This window comes from Nocardiopsis sp. L17-MgMaSL7, from assembly GCF_003182025.1.
Classification (GTDB): domain Bacteria; phylum Actinomycetota; class Actinomycetes; order Streptosporangiales; family Streptosporangiaceae; genus Nocardiopsis; species Nocardiopsis prasina.
Genome location: NZ_QGTF01000001.1, coordinates 249,797 through 273,127 on the forward strand (window position 1 = coordinate 249,797; position 23,331 = coordinate 273,127).

The 23,331-nt window shown below is 69.9% G+C and carries 21 protein-coding genes and 1 CRISPR repeat array; of the genes, 10 read left to right on the forward strand and 11 right to left on the reverse strand.

Annotated elements, in window-relative coordinates:
• The first annotated feature begins 236 nt into the window (after positions 1 to 236).
• From BDW27_RS01075 to BDW27_RS01095, 5 genes are all read left to right on the forward strand, one after another.
• Positions 237 to 1,514, forward strand: coding sequence for an extracellular solute-binding protein (locus BDW27_RS01075; RefSeq protein ID WP_110047846.1), 1,278 nt, complete (start codon positions 237 to 239; stop codon positions 1,512 to 1,514).
• Positions 1,515 to 1,605: 91 nt separating this feature from the next.
• A complete protein-coding gene (locus BDW27_RS01080; protein ID WP_017546353.1) occupies positions 1,606 to 2,586 on the forward strand; it encodes a carbohydrate ABC transporter permease in 981 nt (326 codons plus the stop codon).
• Entirely contained in the window at positions 2,583 to 3,548 is a 966-nt protein-coding gene (locus tag BDW27_RS01085; protein WP_110047847.1) for a carbohydrate ABC transporter permease, read from the forward strand. Before BDW27_RS01080 ends, BDW27_RS01085 begins: the two co-directional genes overlap by 4 nt.
• A gap of 87 nt (positions 3,549 to 3,635) precedes the next feature.
• A complete protein-coding gene (locus tag BDW27_RS01090) occupies positions 3,636 to 5,105 on the forward strand; it encodes a glycoside hydrolase family 3 protein (protein ID WP_110047848.1) in 1,470 nt (489 codons plus the stop codon).
• Positions 5,106 to 5,346: 241 nt separating this feature from the next.
• Entirely contained in the window at positions 5,347 to 5,811 is a 465-nt protein-coding gene (locus tag BDW27_RS01095; protein WP_026129576.1) for an Rrf2 family transcriptional regulator, read from the forward strand.
• 115 nt (positions 5,812 to 5,926) lie between these two features.
• Here the strand turns inward: BDW27_RS01095 and BDW27_RS01100 are convergent, their stop codons facing one another.
• The 9 genes from BDW27_RS01100 to BDW27_RS01140 form a co-directional block, all read right to left on the reverse strand.
• On the reverse strand, positions 5,927 to 6,283 hold the full coding sequence (locus tag BDW27_RS01100; RefSeq protein WP_017546357.1) for a helix-turn-helix domain-containing protein: 357 nt from the start codon (positions 6,281 to 6,283) through the stop codon (positions 5,927 to 5,929).
• A 158-nt stretch (positions 6,284 to 6,441) separates the two neighbouring features.
• Entirely contained in the window at positions 6,442 to 6,978 is a 537-nt protein-coding gene (locus BDW27_RS01105) for a CinA family protein (protein ID WP_110047849.1), read from the reverse strand.
• Between the two features lie 4 nt (positions 6,979 to 6,982).
• A complete protein-coding gene (gene pgsA / locus BDW27_RS01110; RefSeq protein ID WP_017546359.1) occupies positions 6,983 to 7,591 on the reverse strand; it encodes a CDP-diacylglycerol--glycerol-3-phosphate 3-phosphatidyltransferase in 609 nt (202 codons plus the stop codon).
• Complete coding sequence (gene rimO / locus BDW27_RS01115) at positions 7,588 to 9,021, reverse strand: 30S ribosomal protein S12 methylthiotransferase RimO (protein WP_017546360.1); 1,434 nt, start codon at positions 9,019 to 9,021, stop codon at positions 7,588 to 7,590. The genes pgsA and rimO overlap by 4 nt, the downstream gene beginning before the upstream one ends.
• A gap of 196 nt (positions 9,022 to 9,217) precedes the next feature.
• Positions 9,218 to 10,339: a helix-turn-helix domain-containing protein gene (locus BDW27_RS01120; protein ID WP_199560507.1), complete on the reverse strand. Its 1,122-nt coding sequence runs from the start codon at positions 10,337 to 10,339 to the stop codon at positions 9,218 to 9,220.
• Between the two features lie 133 nt (positions 10,340 to 10,472).
• Positions 10,473 to 12,962, reverse strand: a complete 2,490-nt coding sequence (locus BDW27_RS01125; RefSeq protein WP_110047851.1) for a DNA translocase FtsK — start codon at positions 12,960 to 12,962, stop codon at positions 10,473 to 10,475.
• Between the two features lie 604 nt (positions 12,963 to 13,566).
• Complete coding sequence (locus tag BDW27_RS01130) at positions 13,567 to 15,252, reverse strand: ribonuclease J (RefSeq protein WP_017546363.1); 1,686 nt, start codon at positions 15,250 to 15,252, stop codon at positions 13,567 to 13,569.
• A complete protein-coding gene (gene dapA, locus BDW27_RS01135) occupies positions 15,249 to 16,220 on the reverse strand; it encodes a 4-hydroxy-tetrahydrodipicolinate synthase (protein ID WP_017546364.1) in 972 nt (323 codons plus the stop codon). The genes BDW27_RS01130 and dapA overlap by 4 nt, the downstream gene beginning before the upstream one ends.
• 419 nt (positions 16,221 to 16,639) lie before the next feature.
• On the reverse strand, positions 16,640 to 17,020 hold the full coding sequence (locus BDW27_RS01140; protein WP_017546365.1) for a phage holin family protein: 381 nt from the start codon (positions 17,018 to 17,020) through the stop codon (positions 16,640 to 16,642).
• Positions 17,021 to 17,136: 116 nt separating this feature from the next.
• Between BDW27_RS01140 and BDW27_RS01145 the strand changes: the two genes are divergently transcribed.
• The 4 genes from BDW27_RS01145 (at position 17,137) to BDW27_RS01160 (ending at position 19,903) form a co-directional block, all read left to right on the forward strand.
• On the forward strand, positions 17,137 to 17,691 hold the full coding sequence (locus BDW27_RS01145; RefSeq protein ID WP_017546366.1) for a GNAT family N-acetyltransferase: 555 nt from the start codon (positions 17,137 to 17,139) through the stop codon (positions 17,689 to 17,691).
• Positions 17,692 to 17,781: 90 nt separating this feature from the next.
• Positions 17,782 to 18,654, forward strand: a complete 873-nt coding sequence (locus tag BDW27_RS01150) for a 1,4-dihydroxy-2-naphthoate polyprenyltransferase (protein ID WP_110047852.1) — start codon at positions 17,782 to 17,784, stop codon at positions 18,652 to 18,654.
• A gap of 18 nt (positions 18,655 to 18,672) precedes the next feature.
• Positions 18,673 to 19,164 carry an NUDIX hydrolase gene (locus tag BDW27_RS01155; RefSeq protein WP_110047853.1) on the forward strand — a complete coding sequence of 164 codons (492 nt, stop codon included), beginning with the start codon at positions 18,673 to 18,675 and terminating at the stop codon, positions 19,162 to 19,164.
• Positions 19,165 to 19,222: 58 nt separating this feature from the next.
• Positions 19,223 to 19,903, forward strand: coding sequence for a class I SAM-dependent methyltransferase (locus tag BDW27_RS01160; protein ID WP_110047854.1), 681 nt, complete (start codon positions 19,223 to 19,225; stop codon positions 19,901 to 19,903).
• An 83-nt stretch (positions 19,904 to 19,986) separates the two neighbouring features.
• Positions 19,987 to 20,687: direct repeats of the CRISPR family, unit length 21 nt; unit sequence GTGCTCCCCGCGCACGCGGGG.
• Positions 20,688 to 20,792: 105 nt separating this feature from the next.
• Here the strand turns inward: BDW27_RS01160 and dapB are convergent.
• Entirely contained in the window at positions 20,793 to 21,536 is a 744-nt protein-coding gene (dapB, locus tag BDW27_RS01165; protein WP_110047855.1) for a 4-hydroxy-tetrahydrodipicolinate reductase, read from the reverse strand.
• Positions 21,537 to 21,605: 69 nt separating this feature from the next.
• Between dapB and BDW27_RS01170 the strand changes: the two genes are divergently transcribed.
• Positions 21,606 to 22,310: a VIT family protein gene (locus BDW27_RS01170; protein ID WP_017546371.1), complete on the forward strand. Its 705-nt coding sequence runs from the start codon at positions 21,606 to 21,608 to the stop codon at positions 22,308 to 22,310.
• Between the two features lie 3 nt (positions 22,311 to 22,313).
• Here the strand turns inward: BDW27_RS01170 and egtD are convergent, their stop codons facing one another.
• On the reverse strand, positions 22,314 to 23,285 hold the full coding sequence (gene egtD / locus BDW27_RS01175; RefSeq protein WP_110047856.1) for an L-histidine N(alpha)-methyltransferase: 972 nt from the start codon (positions 23,283 to 23,285) through the stop codon (positions 22,314 to 22,316).
• Between the last annotated feature and the right edge of the window lie 46 nt (positions 23,286 to 23,331).

A 23,331-nucleotide genomic window follows, 5' to 3' on the forward strand; every position in this document is an offset into this window, starting at 1 on the left:
TTTTATTAGGAAAGTTTCCTGTTAATTTAGCTGACAACCTCACAGGAGGTCACGTCCCGGCAGGTCCGAGGCTGTATTCGGGCCACCGGTTCCCGCGCCGGCGGGGCGGCCACAACCAGTGCTGTCCCAGCACACCCCCCATAAGAGACGTCGAGGCGCCCGGGTCCGTTCATGATCCCAGGTCGTTTCGAGCACAGGCGCCGAGCCCGGCGACGTGCGAAGGGAGATACGTTCACATGAGGTTCCCCAAGATCGCCCTGGCCTCGGCCGTGGTGATGCTCGCGGCCGCCTGCGGCGGTGGCGACGGCAACGCTTCCGGCGAGACCCCCGATTCCCTGACCGTGTGGGTCATGGGTACCTCCCAGGACGAGCTGGTCGCCTACTTCGAAGAGGCGGAGAGCCGTTTCCAGGAGCAGTACCCGGACACCTCCGTCAACGTCGAGTTCATCCCGTGGGGCGACGCCCAGGAGTCGATCACCAACGCCATCGCGGGCGGCGACGCTCCCGACGTCCTCGAGGTCGGCAACGACCAGGTCTCCAGCTGGGCCTCCCAGGGTGCCCTGCTCGACATCGGCGACCACGTCGGCGAGTGGGCCCCCGCCGCCGACATGGACCAGGAGGCCCTGGAGTACGGCACCTACAACGGCGTCCAGTACGGCATCCCGTGGTTCTCCGGTGTGCGCACCCTGTACTACCGCGCCGACTGGCTCCAGGAGATCGGCCACGAGGCCCCCGAGACCTGGGACGAGCTCATCGAGGTCTCCGAGGCCATCGAGGAGGAGTACGATGTCCCCGGTTTCGCCGCGCCCACCGACTTCACCAACGGCATCGCCAGCTTCATCTGGGGCAACGGCGGTGAGATCGCCGAGCAGGAAGGCGAGGAGTGGACCGGCAGGCTCACCGATCCCGCCACCGTCGAGGCCGTCGAGTTCTACGCCGGTCTCACCACGGACGGCGTCTCCCCGCAGAGCTACGTCGGTGAGACCGAGCTGGTCGCGCTGGCCGACATCGCCAACAGCCAGCTCGGCATGTACATCGACGGCGGCTGGGCTCTGGGCTCCATGGAGGAGCAGGCCGAGGACCCGGAGGTCCTGGAGAACATCGCCTCCGCCCCGATCCCCGGCGCCGACGGCATCGCCCCGGTCTTCGCGGGCGGTTCGGCCCTGACCGTCTTCGGCCTCACCTCGTACCCGGACGAGGCCTTCGACCTGCTCGGTGTCCTGGGCGACCAGGAGGGCGGCAAGGCCTACGCCGACGTCGCGGGCTTCTTCCCGGCCTACCCGGAGCTGCTCGAGGCGGACGAGTACCAGAACGACCCCGCCCGCTCCGCCGCGGCCACCAGCATGCAGAACACGCGCTTCTTCCCCAGCACCCCGCGCTGGAACGCCGCCGACCTGGACAACAAGATCCTGCCCGGCGCCGTGCTCGACATCGTGCGGGGCGGCGACCCCGAGGAGGTCCTGGAAGGCGCCAACGAGCAGCTGACCACGATCCTCAACGAGCCGGTCGAGTAAAGAGCCCGTCCCTTCTGTGCACAGCCGTGGAGGGCGGGCGCGGGCACCGCGCCCGCCCTCCACGGTCGAACCCGCCCCGATTGAGAAGCCGATGCCGAGAACCGTCGACAAAGCGTCAGCCGAACCGGACGACGCCGTAGGTCAGGCCCCCGCCCGAACCAGGCGGCCGAAGCCGATCCCGTACCTGCTCATCATCCCGTCGGTGATCCTGCTCGCGGTCGTCCTGCTCTGGCCGATCGTGCAGATGGTCTGGTACTCGTTCACGAGTTTCACCACCCGCAACCTGATGCCCAACCAGCCGGGTCCGGAGTGGAACAACTTCGCTCACTACCAGAGCCTGCTCACCGACCCCTCGTTCTGGTCGATCCTGCGCAACACGGTCGTCGTCTGCGTCCTGATGGTCGGCATCACCATGGTGCTGGGGACGCTCATCGGCATCCTGCTGCACAAGCTGCCCAGGTGGTTCTCCACCTTCGTGGCCATCGGCATGATGCTCGCCTGGTCCACGCCGGCCCTGAGCGCCTCGCTGGTCTTCCGGTGGCTGTTCCTGCCCGAACGCGGCCTGGTCAACGTCGTCCTCGACCGCCTCCCGAACTGGCTGGTCGGCGACGGATGGCTCCAGTACAACTGGTTCCTCGAACCGCTGTCGCTGTTCAGCATCCTCATCATGGTGATCGTCTGGCAGTCGTTCCCGTTTGTCGCGGTGTCGGTGCTCGCGGGGCTCAAGAGCATCCCGTCCGAGCTCTACGAGGCCGCCCGGATGGACGGCGCGAACGCCTGGAAGTCGTTCTGGAACGTCACCTTCCCGATGCTGCGGCCGCTGTTCGCGCTGCTGCTGGTCCTCCAGATCATCTGGGACCTGCGCGTGTTCACGCAGCTGTACATCCTGGCGAACAGCTTCCAGAACAAGGACGTCTACCTGCTCTCCTACTACATCTACCAGCAGGGGTTCAGCGCCAGCCCGGCCAACTACGGCATGGGTTCGGCCATCGCGGTGGTCATGACCGTCATGATCCTCGCCGTCACCGCGTACTACCTGCGCATCATGATCCGCCAGGGGGAGACCCGATGACCGCCGTCGACAAGACAGCCCGGACCACGACCGCCGCCGGTTCCTCCTCCGGTGGTTCCCACGGCCCCGGAAGCCCGCGGCGCGTCCACCGCCGCAGCCCCCTGCGCCGTCTGCGCGACCTCCCCCTCTACCTGGCCGGGATCGCCGTCTTCCTGTTCTCGGTCTTCCCCGTCTACTGGATGGTCTCCACGGCCTTCAAGCCGACCGGCGAGATCTTCACGCGGGACCAGCGGCTGTTCCCCCAGGCCCCCACGCTCGACCACTTCGACCGGGTGATCAACGGCCAGCTGATCCCCGGGGTGAACTTCGGGACCTTCCTCGCCAACAGCCTCCTGGTCACCCTCGGCGCCGTGACCATGGGAGCCCTGTTCTCCCTGCTGGCGGCGGTGGCCGTCGCCAGGTTCCGGTTCAAGCTCCGCTCCGCCTTCATCATGCTGCTCATCGTCATCCAGATGGTGCCGATGGAAGCGATGATCATCTCGATCTTCATCAACTTCCGGTCTCTCTCGGAAGCCACCGGGATGCAGCTGCTCGGCAACCTCTCCGGGCTGCTGATCGTCTACACCGCGGTGTCCCTGCCGATCACCATCCTGATGCTGCGGGGCTTCGTCGCCGCGGTCCCCAAGGAGCTGGAGGAGGCCGCGGCCATCGACGGCGCCAGCGGCTGGACCATCTTCTGGCGCATCCTCATGCCGCTCGTCGCACCCGGTCTGGTCGCCGCCAGCATCTTCGCGTTCATCACGGCGTGGAACGAGTTCATCGTCGCCCTGACCTTCCTGGGCCGGAGCACGGACAACTACACGCTGCCGCTGACCCTCTCGTACTACTTCGGCCGGTTCGGCACGGAGTGGGGTCCGATCATGGCCGCCTCGACCCTGCTGACCATCCCGGTGATGATCTTCTTCCTCTTCGTCCAGCGCCGCATGGTCTCCGGCCTGACCATGGGGGCTGTCAAGGGCTGACCGCCCGACACCGGCCGTCACACCACACCATCCCCGCTACGCGTCTGCCCTCCCATGGGCACCCTTGCTCACCGAACGGAGTTCGTCATGCCGCACGACCCGACACTGGAGCGTCTGGCCAACGCCACGCTGCTGGTGCCCTTCGAGTCCCTCCATGCCCCCCGATGGATCCTGGACGGGCTGGCGGACGGGATCTCCGGCGTCTGTCTCTTCCACAACAACCTGGAGAGCCCCGAGCAGGTCACCGCTCTCAACGCGAGCCTGTGCGAGGCCACGGACACCCCGCTGATCTCCCTGGACGAGGAGGGCGGCGACGTCACCCGCATCGGCCAGGCCCGGGGCAGCGACTACCCCGGCAACGCCGCCCTGGGCGCGGTGGACGACCCCGACCTCACCCGGGCCACCCTGCGCGCGCTGGGCCAACAGCTCTCCGGCCTGGGCTTCAACCTGGACCTGGCCCCCTCAGTGGACGTCAACGTCGCCGACGACAACCCGGTGATCGGCACCCGCTCCTTCGGAGCCGACGCCGAACTGGTCGCCCGCCACGCCGCCGCCTCCGTACGGGGTCTCCAGGAGGCCGGGGTGGCCGCGTGCGCCAAGCACTTCCCCGGCCACGGAGCCACCTCCCAGGACTCGCACCACACCCTGCCCCGTGTGGAGGCCGACGCGGACCTGCTGCACCGTCGCGAACTGCTGCCGTTCCGGGCCGCCATCGACGCGGGTGTGCGCTCCATCCTGACCGCGCACATCGAACTGCCCGGTCTGGGTGGCGGCGACGGCCCGGCCACGCTCAACCAGGCCGTGCTCAACGATCTGCTGCGCGGGGAGCTCGGGTTCGACGGGGTCGTGGTCAGCGACGCGATGGACATGCGCGGGGTCAGCGGTGAGATCGGCATCCCCGAGGCCAGCGTGCTCGCCGTGGCCGCCGGGTGCGACCTCCTCTGCCTGGGCCGGTTCGTGTACGCCGACCAGGTCGCCCAGGTCCGCACGGCGCTGGTCGAGGCCGTCGGCGACGGACGCCTGACCGGTGAGCGTCTGGAGGAGGCGGCCGACCGCAACGCCCGACTGCGCCAGTGGATCCGGAGTTCGGCCGAGAACCGCGCGGACGCCGGGGACACCGAGCGGGTCGGTCTGACCGGGGCCCGCCGCGCCACCCGCGTGGACGGCGACATCCCGCCGCTGGAGAACCCGTACGTGGTCGAGGTGGACGCCCCCGCGGGGGTGGCCGTCGGCGACGTGCCGTGGGGCCTGGGTCCGTGGTTCAGCGACACCGTCCGGGTTGCGCCCGAGGCCGACGAGCCCGCCGCCGTGCTGGCCGCCGCCTCCGACCGCGACCTGGTCGTCGTGGTGCGCGACGCGCACCGGTACCCGACCGCCCAGGCGTTCGTCAACGCCCTGCTCAGCGCCCGCCCGCAGGCTGTGGTGGTGGAGATGGGGCTCCCCATCTGGCGCCCCGACTGCGGCGCCTACGTGAGCACCTACGGGGCCGCCCACGTCAACGGGCTCAGCGCCGCCGAACTCCTGGGCTCCACGGGCGCGCTGGAGGCCGCCCGGTAGGACGGCCGTCCGCCGCCCCTCCCACGCGTACCCACCCCGTACGCCCCGCCTCGGCCCGGTCCCCGCCGCTACCAGGGACCGGGCCGAGGGTGTTCTCCGGTTCCGACGCGATGGCGAACATCACCCATGTCCTCGAAAGTCGGTAGGAGAAGTACCCTTGGCGTGTAGCACCCCGGCCGCCGGCAACACTCGTCGGCGCCCGGTGCCCCATTCGCCCTTCTAACCACGGCATAATCACAGCATGCGCCTTTCAGCCCGGGTCGACTACGCGCTTCGCGCGGCCGCAGAGCTCGCTGTCGCCAGCGACGGTCCGGTGACGGCCGAGCAGCTCGCACGCGCGCAGGCCATCCCCGGAAAATTCCTAGAGAACATCCTCACCCAGCTACGGCGTGCCGGTCTGGTACGCAGCCAACGGGGCCCCGTTGGCGGCTACTGGCTCGCCCGACCAGCGGCGGAGATCTCCCTCGCCGACATCATCCGGGCGGTCGACGGACCGCTCGCCAACGTACGCGGGGAACGCCCCGAGCACGTCGACTACGACGGGGCCGCCCGCAGCCTGCAACAGGTGTGGATCGCCCTGCGCGCCAGTGAGCGCTCCATCCTGGAGGGGGTCAACCTCCAGCACCTGGTCACCAACGAACTTCCCGAACAGGTGCGTGTGCTGGCCGAGGACCCCGAGTCCTGGGTCAACCACACCCACCGGTGACGGACGCCCCGCCGGGGCGCCGCCCAGCACACAGGAAGCCGGTCACCCCGAGGGGTGACCGGCTTCCTGAACGAGGACTACGGTCCGCGCTGGCGTGAGCGCGCGGGGCCTGGTGTCACACACCGGCCATGTCGGCGACCTGGGGAACACGATCCGGTACGGGCGCGATGCCGAGGTCCTGCGCGGGAACGGGGTCGTTCGTGACCGCGTCGCCCAGCAGTGCGGCCTCCTGGAGCTCGGCCAGGGCCAGCTGGTCGGAGACCTCCCTGAGGACCTGCGAGAGCGGGACCCCGAGGGCCCCACAGATCGAGGAAAGCAACTCGGAGGAGGCTTCCTTCTGTCCCCGCTCGACCTCGGACAAGTATCCGAGGGAGACCCGTGCATCGGCCGACACCTCACGGAGGGTGCGACCCTGGCGCTGGCGCAGCCGCCTGAGCACGTCACCAAGTAGGTGACGAAGCAGGACCATCATTCGCGCTCCCTCCCACCGGTAACGACCTTCATATACAACACCGTACCTGCCCCACGCCCAATTCGGGCACCTCTTGCCGTCCTGTTCGCTGGAGGGGGAACCTCGTCCGGGGGTGGTTTTGTTCCCGCGCCCCGGGGGAGGTGGACCAGCCGGAGGGATCAGGCCCGGGCGTTTCCCGTCACGTCCCCGCGAACGGCGGTCCTCAGGAGCCTCAGCGCACCCTCGACCGTGTCAAGGCGGATACCCGAACGATCCCCGGTGAAACTGAACCGGAGGACCCGTGTGTGTGAGCCCGGTCCCGCGACCGCGGCGTAGACGGTCCCCACGGGCTGTCCGTCCTGCGGCTCGGGCCCGGCCACACCGGTGACGGCGAGCCCGTAGTCGGCTCCGGTGAGGCGGCGCGCCCCGCGTGCCATGTGGACGGCGACGTCGGGGTGGACGGCTCCGTGCTCGGCCAGGAGGCCCTCGGGGACCCCCAGGACGGAGGACTTGGTGTCCGTGGCGTAGGTGACGGCTCCGCCCCGGTAGGTGGCGGAGGCACCGGGGACCGCGGTCAGGTGGGCGCCGATCAGCCCGCCGGTGAGGGACTCCGCGGTGGCGGCGGTGGCCCCGGCCTCCAGGAGGACGCGGTGGGCGGCCCGCGCGGCCTCCAGCGCCTCTCCCCCGATCCGGGTCTCCTCCCCCGCCGGGCCCACGGCCCTACTCCCCGCCGTTCGCGCCCTTGGCGCGCACGAGGCGGACGGCGTCGGCCACGTAGGTCAGGCCGGTCCAGAGCGTGACGGCCAGGGCGGCCGCCATGACTCCGTGCGCGATCCACGTGAACACGTCGGTGAAGGGCAGCAGTTGCAGCGGGAACAGGTAGATGCTGATCGCCACGATCTGGAGGACGGTCTTCAGCTTGCCGCCGCTGCTGGCGGGCATCACGCCGTAGCGCAGCACCGCGAAGCGCAGGGCGGTGATCCCCCACTCGCGCAGCAGGATGGCGCCGGTGACCCACCACCACAGGTCACCCTGGATGGAGAGCACGATCAGCGCGGCTCCGGTCAGCGCCTTGTCCGCGATGGGGTCGGCGATCTTGCCGAAGTCGGTGACGAGGTTCCGGCGTCGGGCCAGCTCGCCGTCGACGCGGTCCGTGATGGCGGCGACCACGAAGACGGCGAACGCGGCGAGCTGCCAACCGAGCCCGTCCAGGAACATGAACCAGACGAAGACCGGCACCATGACCAGGCGGCTCATCGTGAGGATGTTCGCGATGTTCCACAGTGGAGCTTGGGGGGCGGGCGAGGCCGCGGGGTCGTTGGTGCTCATCTGTCGGCGGCTTCCCCGTCCTGCTCAGCTACGAGGTCGGCCCCCATCGACTGGATGACGGTGGCGCGCACGAGGTCGCCGACGGCCAGGCCCTCGCCGTAGAGGATGGTGCTGCCGTCGACCTCGGGCGCCTGGTGCTCGGCGCGCCCCTCGTAGGCGCCGTCCTCCAGGACGGTCTCCACCAGGACGGTCACCTCGGTACCGATCCGCTCCTCGGCCCGCTGGACCATGAGCTCCTCGGCCAGGCGGTTGAGGGTGTCCACGCGCTCCTGGACGACCTCCTCGGCCACCTTCCCCTCGTGGTTCAGGGCTTCGGTGCCGTCCTCGTCGGAGTAGCCGAACACGCCGATGGCGTCCAGGCGGGCCTCGCTGAGGAAGGCCACCAGCTCCTGGAACTCCTCCTCCGTCTCGCCGGGGAAGCCGACGATGAAGTTGGAGCGCGCTCCGGCCTCCGGGGCGCCCTTGCGGGCGGTCTCCAGCAGCTCCAGGAAGCGCTCGCGGTCACCGAAGCGACGCATGCGGCGCAGCAGCGGGCCGCTGGCGTGCTGGAAGGAGAGATCGAAATAGGGAACCACACCGGGGGTCGTGGTGAGCACGTCCACCAGGCCGGGGCGCACCTCGGCGGGCTGGAGGTAGCTGACCCGGACCCGCTCCAGGCCCTCGACGGCGGCCAGGCGCGGCAGCAGCTTCTCCAGCGCCCGCACGTCGCCCAGGTCCTTGCCGTAGGAGGTGGAGTTCTCGCTGACGAGGAAGACCTCGCGCACGCCCTCGCTGGCCAGCCACTCGGCCTCGCGGACGATCTCGTCGGGCTGGCGGGAGATGTAGGCGCCCCGGAAGGCGGGGATGGCGCAGAAGGTGCAGCGCCTGTCGCAGCCGGAGGCGATCTTGAGGTTGGCGACCGGGCCGCCGGTCAGGCGGCGGCGCGGGGTGGCCGCACGGTAGGGCAGCTCGGTGCCCTCGGCGCCCTGGGAGTCAGCGAAGGCCGCGTGCCCGGGCACGTGGACCTGGGAGGCGTCGCGCTCGGAGGGGCTGATCGGCAGCAGGGTGCGGCGGTCGCGCGGGTCGTGCGGCACCAGCGTGCGCCCGGCCACGACGTCGTCGAGCCGGTCGGTGATGGCCGCGTAGTCGTCGAACCCGATGACGTTGGCCTCGGGGAGGGCGTCCGCCAGCTCGGAACCGTAGCGCTCGGCCATACAGCCCGCAGCGATGACCTTCCCGCCGCCCTCGGCCGCCTCCAACAGGGTCTCGATCGAGTCCTGTTTGGCGGCGTCGATGAACCCGCAGGTGTTGACGACGGTCACGTCGGCCTTGGTGTCGTCGTCGACGAGGTCCCAGCCGCCAGCGGCAAGGCGTCCGGCGAGCTCTTCGGAGTCGACCTCGTTACGCGCACACCCCAGGGTGACGAGTGAGACAGTACGGCGCGATGACATGGCTTCCAAGCGTGTGGGAGAGCTACGGGTACTGCGGGGCGCGGCGCGGCCGAAGGCCGGGGTACCGGTCGGGTCGTGCTCGCACGAAGGCGTCGAATGTCGCCGCCCGCAGCCCCCCACACTACCGTGGTTGACCTACCCGCCCGTACCCCGGCCTCGTCTCACGTGGTGCCGAGCCGCGCCGTGGAAGCGCCCGTCAGTCCTCCAGGCCCTCGGCGCCGATGGTGACCTCCCGGACCTCGCCGATCTGTCCGCTGGGGCCGTGGTCCTCGCCGTCCACGGTCACGTTGACCGAGCCCGCGTTGCCGACCCACAGGCTCAGCGGCTCCTCGGTGGTGAATTCCTGGGCCTCGCCCTCGAGGAGGAACCCGGTGAAGAGCGCCTCGCCGTCGACCTCGCTGACCTCGATCCAACTGCGGTCGGCGGCCGAGAGGGAGACGGTGAACTCGACCGGCTCCGCCTCGACGGGTGCCGTGTCCTCGGCGGCCTCGGCGCGCTCGACCGGAACGGGCGGGGCGTCGTTCGGGCGCAGGGCCGAGTCGACCCCGTCCTCACCGCTCGCCCGCGCCGACTCGAAGGCGGTCCGGACGGGGTTGCCCTCGTCCCAGCCCTGCCAGGTGCGGACGCCCACGAACACGGCAGCGATCAGGATGAGTCCGACCACGGCCCAGGGCCAGTGCCTCCGGACGGCCTCCGCGCGGCGTGTCCGGGTGCCGCTGACACCGCTCCGGGGCACGTTGGCGCGGGTGGCTCCCGGCCCAGGGCCGGGAGGCGGGCTCTGCGGCCTGCTGTGCCTGCCGGGCGAGCGCGGCCCCGGTACGGCCCCGGCCGTGGCCGACGCCCCCTTGGGCCGGTTGCGCCGTGGCGGCCGGGCGAGGCGCTGGTTGCGCTCGAAGTGACCCCAGTTCTCCGCTCGCTGCTCCGGGTCCGCCTCCTCGTCCCCGAAACTGCGGGGGGCGCTCTGGGGCGCCTCGTGTTCGTCGGTCCCGGTGTGGGCCCGTCCCCCTTGTGCGGCGGCGACCCTGGCGGCCTTCGGCTGTGCCGAAGGGTGCCGGGGCAGGGGGATGAAGGCCGCCTTCTCAGGCGAGGCGTGTTCCCGTTCGTACTCCTCCAGGAGCGGTTCGGGGTCCAGGCCGAAGAGCTTGCAGATCCTCCGGATGTGCCCGCGAGCGTAGAAGTCCCCACCGCAGGGGACGAAGTCCTCGTTCTCGATACCTCTCAGGACCTGCATACGGATGCGTGTACGTGTGCTCAGGTTCTCCAAGGAGCAACCCGCCGCGATTCGTGCGGCGGACAGGGTCTGGCCGATCGTCGCCATGCGCACTCCCCCCGCGACTGTCTGTGCCTACGTCTACCCACTCTGCTACTAGGACACGGACAACGCAGGTCACCACGCCCCATGAAGGCCTCAAGAACGAGCCAAATCGGGCGTCACGGACGGGGATTCACTCTCATCCGCCCCGGATGTCGGTGAGGACCGCGGCGAGTTCGTCGGGCTGCACGAGGACGTCGCGGGCCTTGGAGCCCTCACTGGGGCCGACGACGTCGCGGCTCTCCATGAGGTCCATCAGGCGGCCCGCCTTGGCGAAGCCGACCCGGAGCTTGCGCTGGAGCATCGACGTGGACCCGAACTGGGTGGTGACGACCAGCTCGACCGCCTGGAGCAGGAGGTCCATGTCGTCGCCGATGTCCTCGTCGATCTCCTTCTTCTTGGTGTCGACGACCGCGACGTCCTCGCGGTAGCTGGGCTCGGACTGCTTCTTGCAGTGGTCGACGATCCCCCGGATCTCCTTCTCCGCCACCCAGGCGTTCTGGAGGCGGATGGGCTTGCCCGCGCCCATCGGGAGGAAGAGCGAGTCGCCCTTGCCGACCAGCTTCTCCGCGCCGGGCTGGTCGAGGATGACGCGGCTGTCGGCGAGGCTGGAGGTGGCGAAGGCCAGCCGCGAGGGCACGTTGGCCTTGATCAGGCCGGTGACGACGTCGACACTGGGTCGCTGGGTCGCCAGGACCAGGTGGATTCCAGCGGCACGGGCCAGCTGGGTGATGCGCACGACCGCGTCCTCGACGTCGCGGGGGGCGACCATCATGAGATCGGCGAGCTCGTCGACGATCACCAGCAGGTAGGGGTAGGGCTCGTAGACGCGTTCGCTGCCCAGAGGGGCGGTGAGCTCCCCGGTGCGCACGGCGGCGTTGAAGTCGTCGACGTGCCGGTACCCGGAGGCCGCGAGGTCGTCGTAGCGGCGGTCCATCTCCCCCACCACCCACTGGAGGGCCTCGGCGGCCTTCTTCGGGTTGGTGATGATGGGGGTGATCAGGTGGGGGATGCCCTCGTACATGGTCAGCTCGACCCGCTTGGGGTCGACCAGGATCATGCGCACCTCGTCGGGCGTGGCGCGCATCATCAGGGAGGTGATGAGCCCGTTGATACAGGTGGACTTACCGGCGCCGGTGGCACCCGCGACCAGCACGTGCGGCATCTTGGCCAGGTTGGCCACGACGTTCGTGCCCTCGACGTCCTTGCCCAGGCCCACCAGCATGGGGTGGTCGTCCGAGGTGGCCGCCGAGGAGCGCAGCACGTCGCCCAGACTCACTATGTCCTTGTCGGTGTTGGGGATCTCCACACCGATCGCGGACTTGCCGGGGATGGGCGACTGGATGCGCACGTCGGCGCTCTTGACCGCGAGTGAGATGTTCTTGGACAGCGCCGTGACCTTCTCGACCTTCACCGCCGGGCCGAGCTCGATCTCGTACCGGGTGACGGTCGGCCCCCGGGTGAACCCGGTGACCTCGGCGTCGATCTTGAACTGCTGCATGACCCCGCTCAGGGCCGCGACCACATCGTCGTTGGCCTGGGTGCGGGGCTTGACCGGGGTGCCCGGCTTGAGCATGGCCGGGGCGGGCAGCTCGTAGTCGCCCTCGACCACACGGGAGGGGATGGAGAGCTGCTCGGTGGTGACCGGCGGCGGCGTGGGGTCGGGGGGCGGGGCCTTGGCCTTCTTGCGGGCGGGCTTCTTCGCCTCGGCGGCCCCGGCCTCCTCCTCGTCGGTGAGGGCGGGGGCGATCGTCCCCTTCTCGGGCTCGCTGGGCAGAACCGGGCTGTCGTAGGGGCGCTCGTGGTCCCCCGCGACGGTCTGGGCCTCGGAGGTCTGCGCCTTGGGCTTGCGCTTGCGCGGCTTGGGCTTGGTCTCCTGGTCCGCACCGAGGAGGCCGATCCCGGCGTCGGGGCCGGCGTCGCGCTCCATGAGGGCGCCGAACAGGGTCTGGAGGCGATCCGGGATGCGACGGATGGGGGTGGCGGTCACCACGAGGATGCCGAAGACCAGGATGAGAGCCAGCAGGAGCCCGGTGATCCAGGGCGTGACCACCGAGCTGAGCGGGCCGGAGGCGACGAAGCCGATGACGCCGCCCGCGTCCTGGAGCCCCTCGATGCCATCGACGGGCTGCGGGATGCCGTGGGCGATGTGGATGAGCCCGAGCAGGCCGAGCATGATCGCGGTGACCCCGATGAACAGCCGTCCCGCGTCGCCCTCCTTGCTGGTGCTCGGGGTGCGCATGAGCTTGACCGCGATGGGCAGGAAGAGCAGCGGCAGGATCGGGGAGAAGGTGCCGAAGCCACCGACCACCACGAAGCGGGTGGCCTCCAGCAGCGGGCCCTCGCTCTGCCACCACACGGCGGCGGCCACGAGGATCCCCAGGGCCAGCAGGATCAGGCCGATCCCGTCACGGCGCAGGTCCGGGTCGAGACCGCGCGCGCTGCGTCCGACCGCGCGGGCCGCCCCGCCCACCGTGTGCGCGATGACCTTCCACACCACCAGCAGGAACTGGCCGAAGAGCGTGACCACATAGGCGATGGGCCCGTCGGGCATGCGCTTCTTCGCCGCGGGTTTGCGTGCGGCGGGCTTCTTGCGCCCAGCACCACCTGAGGAGGCACGCGTGGCCATCGGGGGGTCACCTCCACCGGGGACGGGGTCGATTCCGAGGGGCGGGCACAGCTGCCCGGCACGGCGGGAAGCCTACTAAGCCGTCCAACCCGGAGCACGCAGGAGGCACGGCGTGTTCCCTGTTTCCTTGGGGCCTCCGCTGTGTCTCTTTGCATCTCCGCTCCGCTTCGATGCGTGTTCAGGCGCCCAGAAAGCCAGGGATTCTTCATCGTCGTCCACGCCTGGCTCGTTCCTCGCTGGCGGCTTAACTCCTCCAGCACAACCCTGGCAGCGCCCGAACAAAAGCACCCCCCTAGTGGCGAAGGTGTTCAGACGGGATGTATCCCTTTGCATCTCCGCTCCGCTTCGACGCGTGTTCAGGCGCCCAGAAAGCCAGGGATTCTTCATCGTCGTCCACGCCTGGCTCGTTCCTCGCTGACGGCTTGACTCCTCCTGCAGAACCCTGGCGGCGCCCGAACGAAAGCACCCCCCTAGTGGCGAAGGCGTTCAGACGGGATGGCCGAGGCATAGTGCAGGGCTCGCGCCTGGGCCCGAAGCGGAGATGCACAAGGAAACGGCCCGGGAACGCGTACGTTCCCGGGCCGTGTCCCTGCTTCCCCTACGGTCAGACCTCGACCAGGACGGGGATGATCATGGGGCGACGACGGTAGGTCTCGTTGACCCAGCGCCCGGTGCTGCGGCGGATGAGCTGCCGTAGCTGGTGCGGGTCGTTGACCCCGTCGGAGGCCGCCTTGTCGAGAGCGTCCTGGATCTTGTCGATGACGTCGTCGTAGGCCTCGGCGCCCATGCCGGCGCCCCGGGTGTGGATCTCGGGGTCACCGAGGATCTTCCCGGAGTTGGAGTCCACCGCGACGACGACGGAGATGAAGCCCTCCTCGCCGAGGATGCGCCGGTCCTTGAGGGCGGCGTCGGTGACGTCGCCGACCGAGGAGCCGTCCACGTAGACGTATCCGGCCTGCACCGCGCCGACGATCTTCGCGCGGTTCTTGTACACGTCCACCACCACGCCGTCCTCGGCGATGACGATGCGGTCGCTCGGCACACCCGTGAGCTTGGCCAGGTCGGCGTGCGCACGCATGTGCCGCCACTCGCCGTGCACCGGCATGAAGTTGCGCGGACGCACCATGTTGAGCACGTAGAGCAGCTCACCGGCGGAGGCGTGGCCGGACACGTGCACGAGCGCGTTGCCCTTGTGCACGACCTTGGCGCCCCAGCGGGTGAGGCCGTTGATGACCCGGTTGACCGAGTTCTCGTTGCCGGGGATCAGCGACGAGGCGAGCAGGATGGTGTCGCCCTCCTCGATGCGGATCTGGTGGTCCCGGCTGGCCATCCGGCTCAGCGCCGCCATGGGCTCGCCCTGGGAGCCGGTGCAGATCAGCACGACCTCGTCGGCGGGCATCTTGTCGAGCTGCTTGACGTCGACGATGGTGTCGCCGGGGATGCTCAGGTAGCCGAGGTCGCGCGCGATGTTCATGTTGCGGACCATGGAGCGGCCCACGAACGCGATCTTGCGGCCGTGCGCGGTCGCGGAGTCGATGACCTGCTGGACACGGTGCACGTGCGAGGCGAAGCAGGCCACGACGATGCGCTTCTTGGCCTGCCGGAACACCTTGTCGATGGCCTCGGTCAGGTTGCGCTCGTTGACGACGAACCCGGGCTGCTCCGCGTTGGTGGAGTCCGACAGCAGGATGTCCACGCCCTCGTCACCGAACCGGGCGAACCCGGCCAGGTCGGTGAGGCGGCTGTCCAGCGGCAGCTGGTCCATCTTGAAGTCGCCCGTGTGCAGTACCGTGCCGCCGGGCGTGCGGATGCCCACGGCGAGCGCGTCCGGGATCGAGTGGTTGACCGCGAAGAACTCCAGGTCGAAGGGGCCGAAGTCGTGTCGCTCCCCCTCCTCCACCAGGACGGTCTCCGGCTTGATCCGGTGCTCGCCGAGCTTGGCGCTGATCAGCGCCAGGGTGAGCTTGGAACCGACGATCGGGATGTCGGCCCGCTCGCGGAGCAGGAACGGCACACCGCCGATGTGGTCCTCGTGCCCGTGGGTGAGCACGATCGCCTCGATGTCGTCGAGACGGTCCCGGATGTAGTCGAAGTCCGGCAGGATCAGGTCGACGCCGGGCTGCTCCTCCTCGGGGAAGAGCACGCCGCAGTCGACGATGAGCAGACGGCCGTCGTACTCGAAGACCGTCATGTTGCGGCCGATCTCACCGAGCCCGCCGAGCGGGACGATGCGGAGGACGCCCTTGCCCTGGGGCGGGGGCGGGCCGAGTTCGGGGTGCGGGTGACTCATACGGAACCCTCCGTCAGACGTTCGACGCGCACGGCGCTGGCGGGCACGGCCTGGTGCGGGGCGAGCCCGATGGGGCCCTTGACCCCGGCAGCGGCCAGGTCCTCGCGCAGCAGGGCCTGGAGCTCGGAGGACGCGTCGGCGAGCGGTGTGCGGACCGGACCGGAGGGGAGCCCGAAGAGGTTCAGGATCGCCTTGGTCGTGATGACACCCTGGGTGCGGAACATGCCGGTGTAGACCGGGGTGAGGCGGCGGTGGATGGCCAGCGCCTGGCCGACCTCGCCCTCCTCGAACGCGTCGATCATGTCCTTGAGGTCGCTGCCGACGATGTGGCCGACGACGCTCACGAAACCGGCCGCGCCGACGGACAGCAGCGGCAGGTTCAGGATGTCGGTGCCGCAGTAGTAGGCCAGGTCGGTGCGCTCCATGACCCAGGAGCTGGCGCCGACGTTGTCCTTGGCGTCCTTGTTCGCGACGATGCGCGGGTGCTCGGCCAGCCGGACCAGGGTCTCGGAGGCGATCGGCGTCCCGGTGCGGTGCGGGATGTCGTAGAGCATGACCGGCAGGTCGGTGGTGTCGGCGATCTCGGTGAAGTGCCGGATCAGCCCCTCCTGCGGGGGCTTGTTGTAGTAGGGCGTGACCGCCAGCAGGCCGTGCGCGCCCGCCTTCTCGGCGGCCCTCGCCAGCTTGACGCTGTGGCGGGTGTCGTTGGTGCCGACGCCCGCGATGATCTGGGCGCGGTCGCCGACGGCCTCGACCACCGAGCGCAGCAGGCGGTCCTTCTCGTCGTCGCTGGTCGTGGGCGACTCACCGGTCGTGCCGCTGATGACCAGGCCGTCGTTGTGCTGCTCGTCCACCAGGTAGGTGGCGAGTCGGGCGGCGCCGTCGTAGTCGAGTTCCCCGTCTTCGAGCATCGGGGTGACCATCGCGGTCAACATCTTGCCGAACGGGCGGTTCTTGGGTTCCACCATCGTGTCTGAAAGGCTCTCGGGCCCCCGCCGGAAGGCATCGGGGCCCTGGGTTGCCCTTCCTCCTCTCCATGTGCGTGAAACAGGTGCGTGTCCCGAGCCGGGTGCTTTCCTCCGTGCTACGGGTGAAGACGGCGCTGAGCGTCCGTCGCCGCGACCGGTGAACGCGGGCCACCGGAAGCGGGAAAGTCTGTGTGTCCTTCGCACGTGGGAGTGCGCTGGAGCGTGTCCGGTTCGGGCCCCGTCCTCGTGGGTTGAGGTGAGGGACCGTCCCGGTCGTGACCGACCAGGTCACCTGGAGCCTACGCGCTCGACCGGTGCCCGGAAGTGTGAACCTACCCGCACCGGGCCCGCGTCACTCGGACGGGGCCCGGGATCACCGTGGTCGGAAGACGGTGCGCGGGGGTCGTTTCGGGCGTGTCTCAGTCGTCCTTGCCGTCGGGCAGGAACATGCTGACCACCCAGCTCACGATGGTGACGACGATGGCTCCCCAGAAGGCGGGCCAGAACCCGTCCACGTGGAAGGGGACGTTGAACAGCCCGGCGATCCACGCGGTGAGCATGAACAGCAGCGCGTTCACCACCAGCCCGATCAGACCCAGGGTCAGGGCGTAGAACAGGCAGCCGACCGTTTTGACGATCGGTTTGATGACCGCGTTGACCACGCCGAAGATGGCGCCGACCACGAGGTAGACGACGACCTGACCGACGGTGTCCTGCGCCGTGACGTCGATCCCGTCGACAAGGAGGACAGCGGCCCAAAGGGCCAGCGCGTTCGCGATAACTCTGATAATGAGGCTCACAACGTAGATGTTCCCATGCCGGTGCAAGGTCCGGAAACTCCGGCGTGGGTGATCTTTTCGTCCGGCGTGTCGCACACCCGCGCACGTCGGTCCGGATCCAACCGAGAGGCCCCCTCGTGTCCAGTGCGCAGTTCGTCCGTCCCGCCCGTGCCGCCGATGTGGAGAGGGTGGTCGACCTCCAGGTCGCGTCGTGGCGGTCCGTGTACGGGGAGCTGTTGCCCGCCGAGGTGGCCGAGGAGCTCTCGGGTGCGCAGGCTCGGGAGAGCTTCCGTGAGCAGTGGACGGCGGCGCTGGAGTCTCCGCCCACCTCCAGGCACCGGCTGGTGGTGGCGACCGACGAGGACGGCGGGGTGCGCACGGTGGTCGGGTTCGCGGCGTTCGGCCCGGCCGGGGACCCGGACCTGTGGCCCGCCAAGGACGCGGAGGTGTTCGCCCTGCACGTGGACCCGGAGAGGGTGCGGCAGGGGCACGGCAGCCGCCTGGTGAACGCGTGCGTGGACCACCTGGTGGAGGGCGGGTTCGGCACCGTGCACGTGTGGGTCCCGGAGGAGGAGAACGCGCTGCGGACGTTCTTCGAGGCCTCGGGGTGGCGAGCGGACGGGGCCAGGCGGGAGATCGACATGGGTCGGCTGCTTCCGATGGTGCGGCTGCACGCGACCGTCTCCGAGTAGTTCGGCGGCGCGGCGGCCAGGCACTACCGTTGGGTAGTTGTCCGGCGCGCCCCTCGGCGTGTCACCGTCTCGAATCTGGAGGACCGGCGCGTGGCCACGGTCAGTGAATGGGTCTCGGGGCTACGCCCCCGCACGCTTCCGAACTCGATCGTCCCGGTGGCGGTCGGCACCGCGCTGGCCTTCTCCCTGGGCGGGTTCGTGTGGTGGAAGGCCCTGCTCGCCCTGGTGGTGTCCATGGCGCTCCAGGTGGGCGTGAACTTCGCCAACGACTACAGCGACGGGGTCAAGGGGACCGACACCGAGGAGCGCACCGGCCCCACCCGGTTGACCGCGAGCGGCCTCGCCTCTCCGAATCAGGTGCTGGCCGCCGCACTGGGGAGCTTCGCGTTCGCCGGTGTGGTCGGCCTGGTGCTGGTGGCGACCAGTTCGTGGTGGCTGCTGTTGATCGGCGCGGCCGCGATCGCCGCCGCCTGGTACTACACCGGCGGGCGCGCCCCCTACGGATACCGGGGCCTGGGCGAGGTCTCCGTGTTCGTGTTCTTCGGTGTGGTGGCCGTGGTGGGCACGGTGTTCGTGCAGATGGGGACGCTGCCCTGGCAGGCCTGGGTGGCGTCGGTGCCGGTGGGTCTGCTCTCCTGCGCGGTGCTGGTGATCAACAACCTGCGCGACATCCCCACGGACCGGGAGACCGGCAAGATCACCCTGGCCGTGCGCCTGGGCGAGAGCGGCACCCGCCGCCTCTACGCGGGGATGATCGTGGCGTCCTTCGTGGTCGCCCTCGTGCTGACCACGGTGTCCTGGTGGGTGCCGCTGGTCCTGCTGGCCGCGCCGCTCGCGGTGCCCCCGCTGCGCCGGGTCCTGGGCGGCCAGGTCGGCCGTGACCTGGTGCTGGGCCTGGGCGAGACCGGGAAGCTCCAGATGGCCTTCGGCGTGCTGTTCTCGGTGGCGCTCGCCCTGGGCTAGGCGGGTTAGGGTCGTCGGGTGGACCAGAGCGACGAGGACTTCTTCGCGAACCTGCCCGCGACCCGGGGAGCGGCCGGCGGACTCATCCGTTCGGCCTCGGGCGACGTACTCCTGGTACGGCGCGTGTACGACCCCGAGAGGCCCTGGGGCGTTCCCGGCGGGATCATGGAGGCCGAGGAGTCACCGGTGGCCGCCTGCCGCAGGGAGATCGCCGAGGAGCTGGGAGTGACCGCCCACGTGCGGGCCCCGCTGGTGGTGGACTGGGTGCCGCCCCGGCCACCCCGTACGGCCGCCTACCAGTGGCTGTTCCGGGTGGACGTCCCGCACACCGACTTCCGGCTTCCACCCGACGAACTGTCCGGCTGGGAGTGGGTTCCGCCCGAGCGGCTCTTCGACTACCTCGCCGAAGGGACGGCCCGGCGCATGCGGGCGGCGGTCTCGGTGGACGACCACGGTGGAGGTCTGGTCTACCTGGAACACGGACACGCCGTCCTGCCTGGGCCGACCTGAGCGCGGACGCCGCTCCGGTTACGATGCCTGCCCCGCCTATGTACCCCCTTGGAGAACCGTGCCGAGCGACCACCCCACCGATCCCCTTGAGCTCGCCCCTGACCCGGTGGCCTGGGCCGAACGCAACGCCCGCCAGGCGAACGCGTTCGACACGATCGGAGAACGCTACGACGAGGCCTTTCCCAACAAGGAAGGCCAGGAGGACTGCGTCCGTCGGCTGTTGAGTCTGCTGCCACCGAACGCACAGGTCCTCGACCTCGGCTCGGGGACCGGCCTGCCCACGGCCCGCCAGCTGGTCAGCTCCGGAGCCCAGGTGACCGGCTTCGAGATCTCCGAGGAGATGATCGCGCTCGCCCGCCAAAACGTTCCCGAGGCGAGGTTCCGCCGAGCCGACATCGTCGACCTGGACCCGGTGGAGTGCTCGTACGACGCCATCGTGGCGTTCTTCTCGCTGCTCTGCCTGCCCAAGGAGCGAATCCCGCAGGCCCTGGGCCGCGTGCGCGCCTCGCTGGTGCCCGGCGGCCTGGTGTGCCTGTCGATGGTCGAGGCAGACCTGGACGACCAGCCCATCTCCTTCCTGGGAAACGAGATCCGGGTGTCCGGCTACCCCCGTGACGAACTGAGAGAGGTCGTGGAGCGGGCCGGGCTCATCATTGAGGACGAGCGCGTGGTCTCCTACAACCCCGACGGCGCCCACCCCGAGGTGCAGATCTTCCTCACCTGCCGCCGAGGCGCGTAGCCGCAAGGAAGGTGGAAATGTCCGTTTCTCGGGAAGTTGGAAAAATGGACCCTTGCCACCGGTAAGTTCCCAGGTGAAAGAGTGTGCTCCCCGCGCATGCGGGGATGGTCCCCGCGATATGGCGCGGTCGGGGCGCGTCCTCAGGTGCTCCCCGCGCATGCGGGGATGGTCCCAGGCAGCTCTTTGCCCTTACATCGCAGTTCAGGTGCTCCCCGCGCACACGGGGGTGGTCCCGTGGCCTCGTCCTGCAACCGGCTCGCGGCGCGGTGCTCCCCGCGCACGCGGGGGTGGTCCCCGTCCGGTGCGGATGAGGTCTCATCCGTCCCGGTGCTCCCCGCGCACGCGGGGGTGGTCCCCCGTCAGTCCGTTCCCTCGCTGCTGATGGTCGGTGCTCCCCGCGCACGCGGGGGTGGTCCCGAGGGCCCGCCGGACCCACCGGCCAGACGCCAGTGCTCCCCGCGCACGTGGGGGTGGTCCCGCGTGCATCAACCCAGGTGGCAAGCTCGTCTGGTGCTCCCCGCGCACGCGGGGGTGGTCCCACGACGGTGTCCATGGTGAGAGTGCCCTCGTCGGTGCTCCCCGCGCACGCGGGGGTGGTCCCGGGCCCTGATCAACGGCCTTCTCGCTCTCGCAGTGCTCCCCGCGCACGCGGGGGTGGTCCCCCGGCGACGCCTTCGCCGATCGGCGGGGTGGTGTGCTCCCCGCGCACGCGGGGATGGTCCCTCGCAGGAGCTGGACACCGCCCCGAACGTGCGGTGCTCCCCGCGCACGCGGGGATGGTCCGTCGACGTAGTTGGACAGGACGACGTGGGTGGCGGTGCGCCCTGCGGGGACGGGACATGACTGAGGGGGACCGCCTTCGTGGCGGTCCCCCTCATTGGTCAGATGGCTAGTCCAGGCCCAGGATCGGCTCCAGGCCCAGGGTGAGGGCCTCGGGAAGCTCCGCGGTCCTGCGGATACCGAGGAGGACTCCGGGCATGAACGAGGTGCGGTTCATCGAGTCGTGGCGGATCTTCAGGGTCTCGCCGTCGGTGCCGAACACGACTTCCTGGTGGGCGATGAGGCCCTGGATGCGCAGGGCGTGCACGCGGACGCCCTCGATGTCCGCGCCACGGGCCCCGGGGATCTCCGAGGTGGTGGCGTCGGGCATCGGCTGGGTCCCGGCCTCACGGCGAGCCTCAGCGACGAGCTCGGCGGTCCGGTAGGCGGTGCCGCTGGGGGCGTCGGCCTTGTTCGGGTGGTGCAGCTCGATGATCTCCGTGGAGTCGAAGTAGGGCGCGGCCTTCTTCGCGAAGTGCATCATCAGGACGGCCGCGATGCCGAAGTTGGGCGCGATGAGCACCTTCGCCCCCGGCTTGGCCTCCTGGAGGGCGCGCACCTTCGCCAGGCGGGCCTCGTCGAAGCCGCTGGTCCCGACGACGGCGTGGATCCCGTGGTCGATCAGCCACGCGAGGTTGTCCATCACCACGTCGGGGTGCGTGAAGTCGACGACGTAGTCGGCCCCCAGCACCGCTTCACGGTCGTCGGCGCTGTCCACGCCCGCGACGAGTTCCATGTCGTCGGCGGCCTGAACCGCCTTGACGACCTCTGACCCCATGCGCCCATCGGCGCCGAAAACTCCTACCTTGAACACGGCACGAGCGTAGCGGAATCCGGCGTGGTGAGGCGGGTCGGGGCTAGTCACACGTGTCACTCTGACCCCATGGAGCAGAACACGGAACGCTCGCAGAAGCGGCTGGGGTCGCTGTTGAACGGGCTTCGTGCGGCTGTTCTCGGCGCCAACGACGGCATCGTCTCCACGGCGGGTCTCGTCGTGGGCGTGGCGGGTGCCACCCCGCACCGGGAGACCCTGTTGGTCGCGGGAGTGGCCGGGACCCTCGCGGGCGCCCTGTCGATGGCGGCGGGCGAGTACGTCTCGGTCAGCACGCAGCGGGACACCGAGAGGGCGGCGATCGCCCGTGAGCGGCGGGAGCTCTCCGACGACCCCGAGGGCGAGCTGGAGGAGCTGGCGGGGATGTACCGGGAGCGCGGGCTCAGCGAGGAGCTGTCCCGCAGGGTCGCCCGTGAGCTCACCGACCACGACGCCCTGAGCGCCCACGTGGAGGTGGAGCTGGGGCTGAACCGGTACCGGGCCAACCCCTGGCAGGCCGCGTTCGCGAGCATGTTCTCCTTCCTGTTGGGTGCGATGATCCCGCTGTTGGCCATGCTGCTGAGCCCGGACGCCTGGCGTCTGACGGTGACGGTGGTCGCGGTGCTGGTGGCCACGGGTCTGCTGGGCGCGGTCAGCGCGAGAATGGGTGGCGCCCTGCCGTTGCGCGCCGCGCTTCGGTGCGTGCTCGGTGGGTCGTTCGCCATGCTGGTGACCTACACGGTGGGCTCGCTGGTCGGCGGCCTGGCGGGCTCCTGACGCTCAGCGCACGGTGGCCAGGGTGAGCGCGAAGTCCCCCTGCGCATCGGTCCACCAGTGGGTGAGGTCGAATCCCGCGGCGTCGAGTTCGGCGGCCAGTCCCTCGCGGCGGAACTTGGCGGAGATCTCCGTGCGCATCTCCTCACCCTCGGCGAAGTTCACCTCCAGGTCGAGGTCGGCGACGCGCACGCGCTGCGCGGAGCGGGCGCGCAGGCGCATCTCGATCCACTCGCACTCGGCGTTCCACACCGCGAGGTGCTCGTAGGCGGTGGGGTCGAAGTCGCCGCCCAGCCGCTGGTTGATCACCGAGAGCACGTTGCGGTTGAAGGCGGCGGTCACCCCCTGGGAGTCGTCGTAGGCGGCCACCAGGCGTGCGGGGTCCTTGACCAGGTCGGCGCCGAGGAGCAGGGAGTCGCCCCGGTGCAGCACGTCGTGGATGTCGCGGAGGAAGGAGTCGCGGGGGCCGGGTTCCTGGTTGCCGATGGTGGAGCCGAGCACCGCCAGGAGCTGGCGCCCGCTCTCGCTGACCGGCAGGAGGCCCAGGTGGTGCTCGAAGTCCCCCACCACCGCGTGCACGTCCAGGCCGGGGTAGTCGTCGGCGACAGGGCGCGCGGACGCGGCGAGGAACTCCCCGCTGACGTCGACGGGCACGAACCGGGTCAGCTCGCCCTGGCGTCGCATGGCGTCCAGGAGGAGCCGGGTCTTGACCCCGGCCCCGGAGCCGAGCTCGATGAGGGCGACGGCGCCCGAGGCCTCGGCGATCTCGTCGGCGTGCGTCTCCAGGATGGAGCGTTCGGCGCGGGTCGGGTAGTACTCCGGAAGCCGCGTGATGTCCTCGAAGAGCCCGCTGCCGCGTTCGTCGTAGAACCACTTGGGCGGCAGTTGTTTGGGGCGTGCGGTGAGGCCCTCGGCGACGTCGGTGCGCAGGGCCTTGTCGAGCTCGTCAGCGGTCAGGTTGCGGTCAATCCGGAACATGGTGCCTCCTGTGTCCCTTACGGATGTACCCGGGGCGGGTGATACC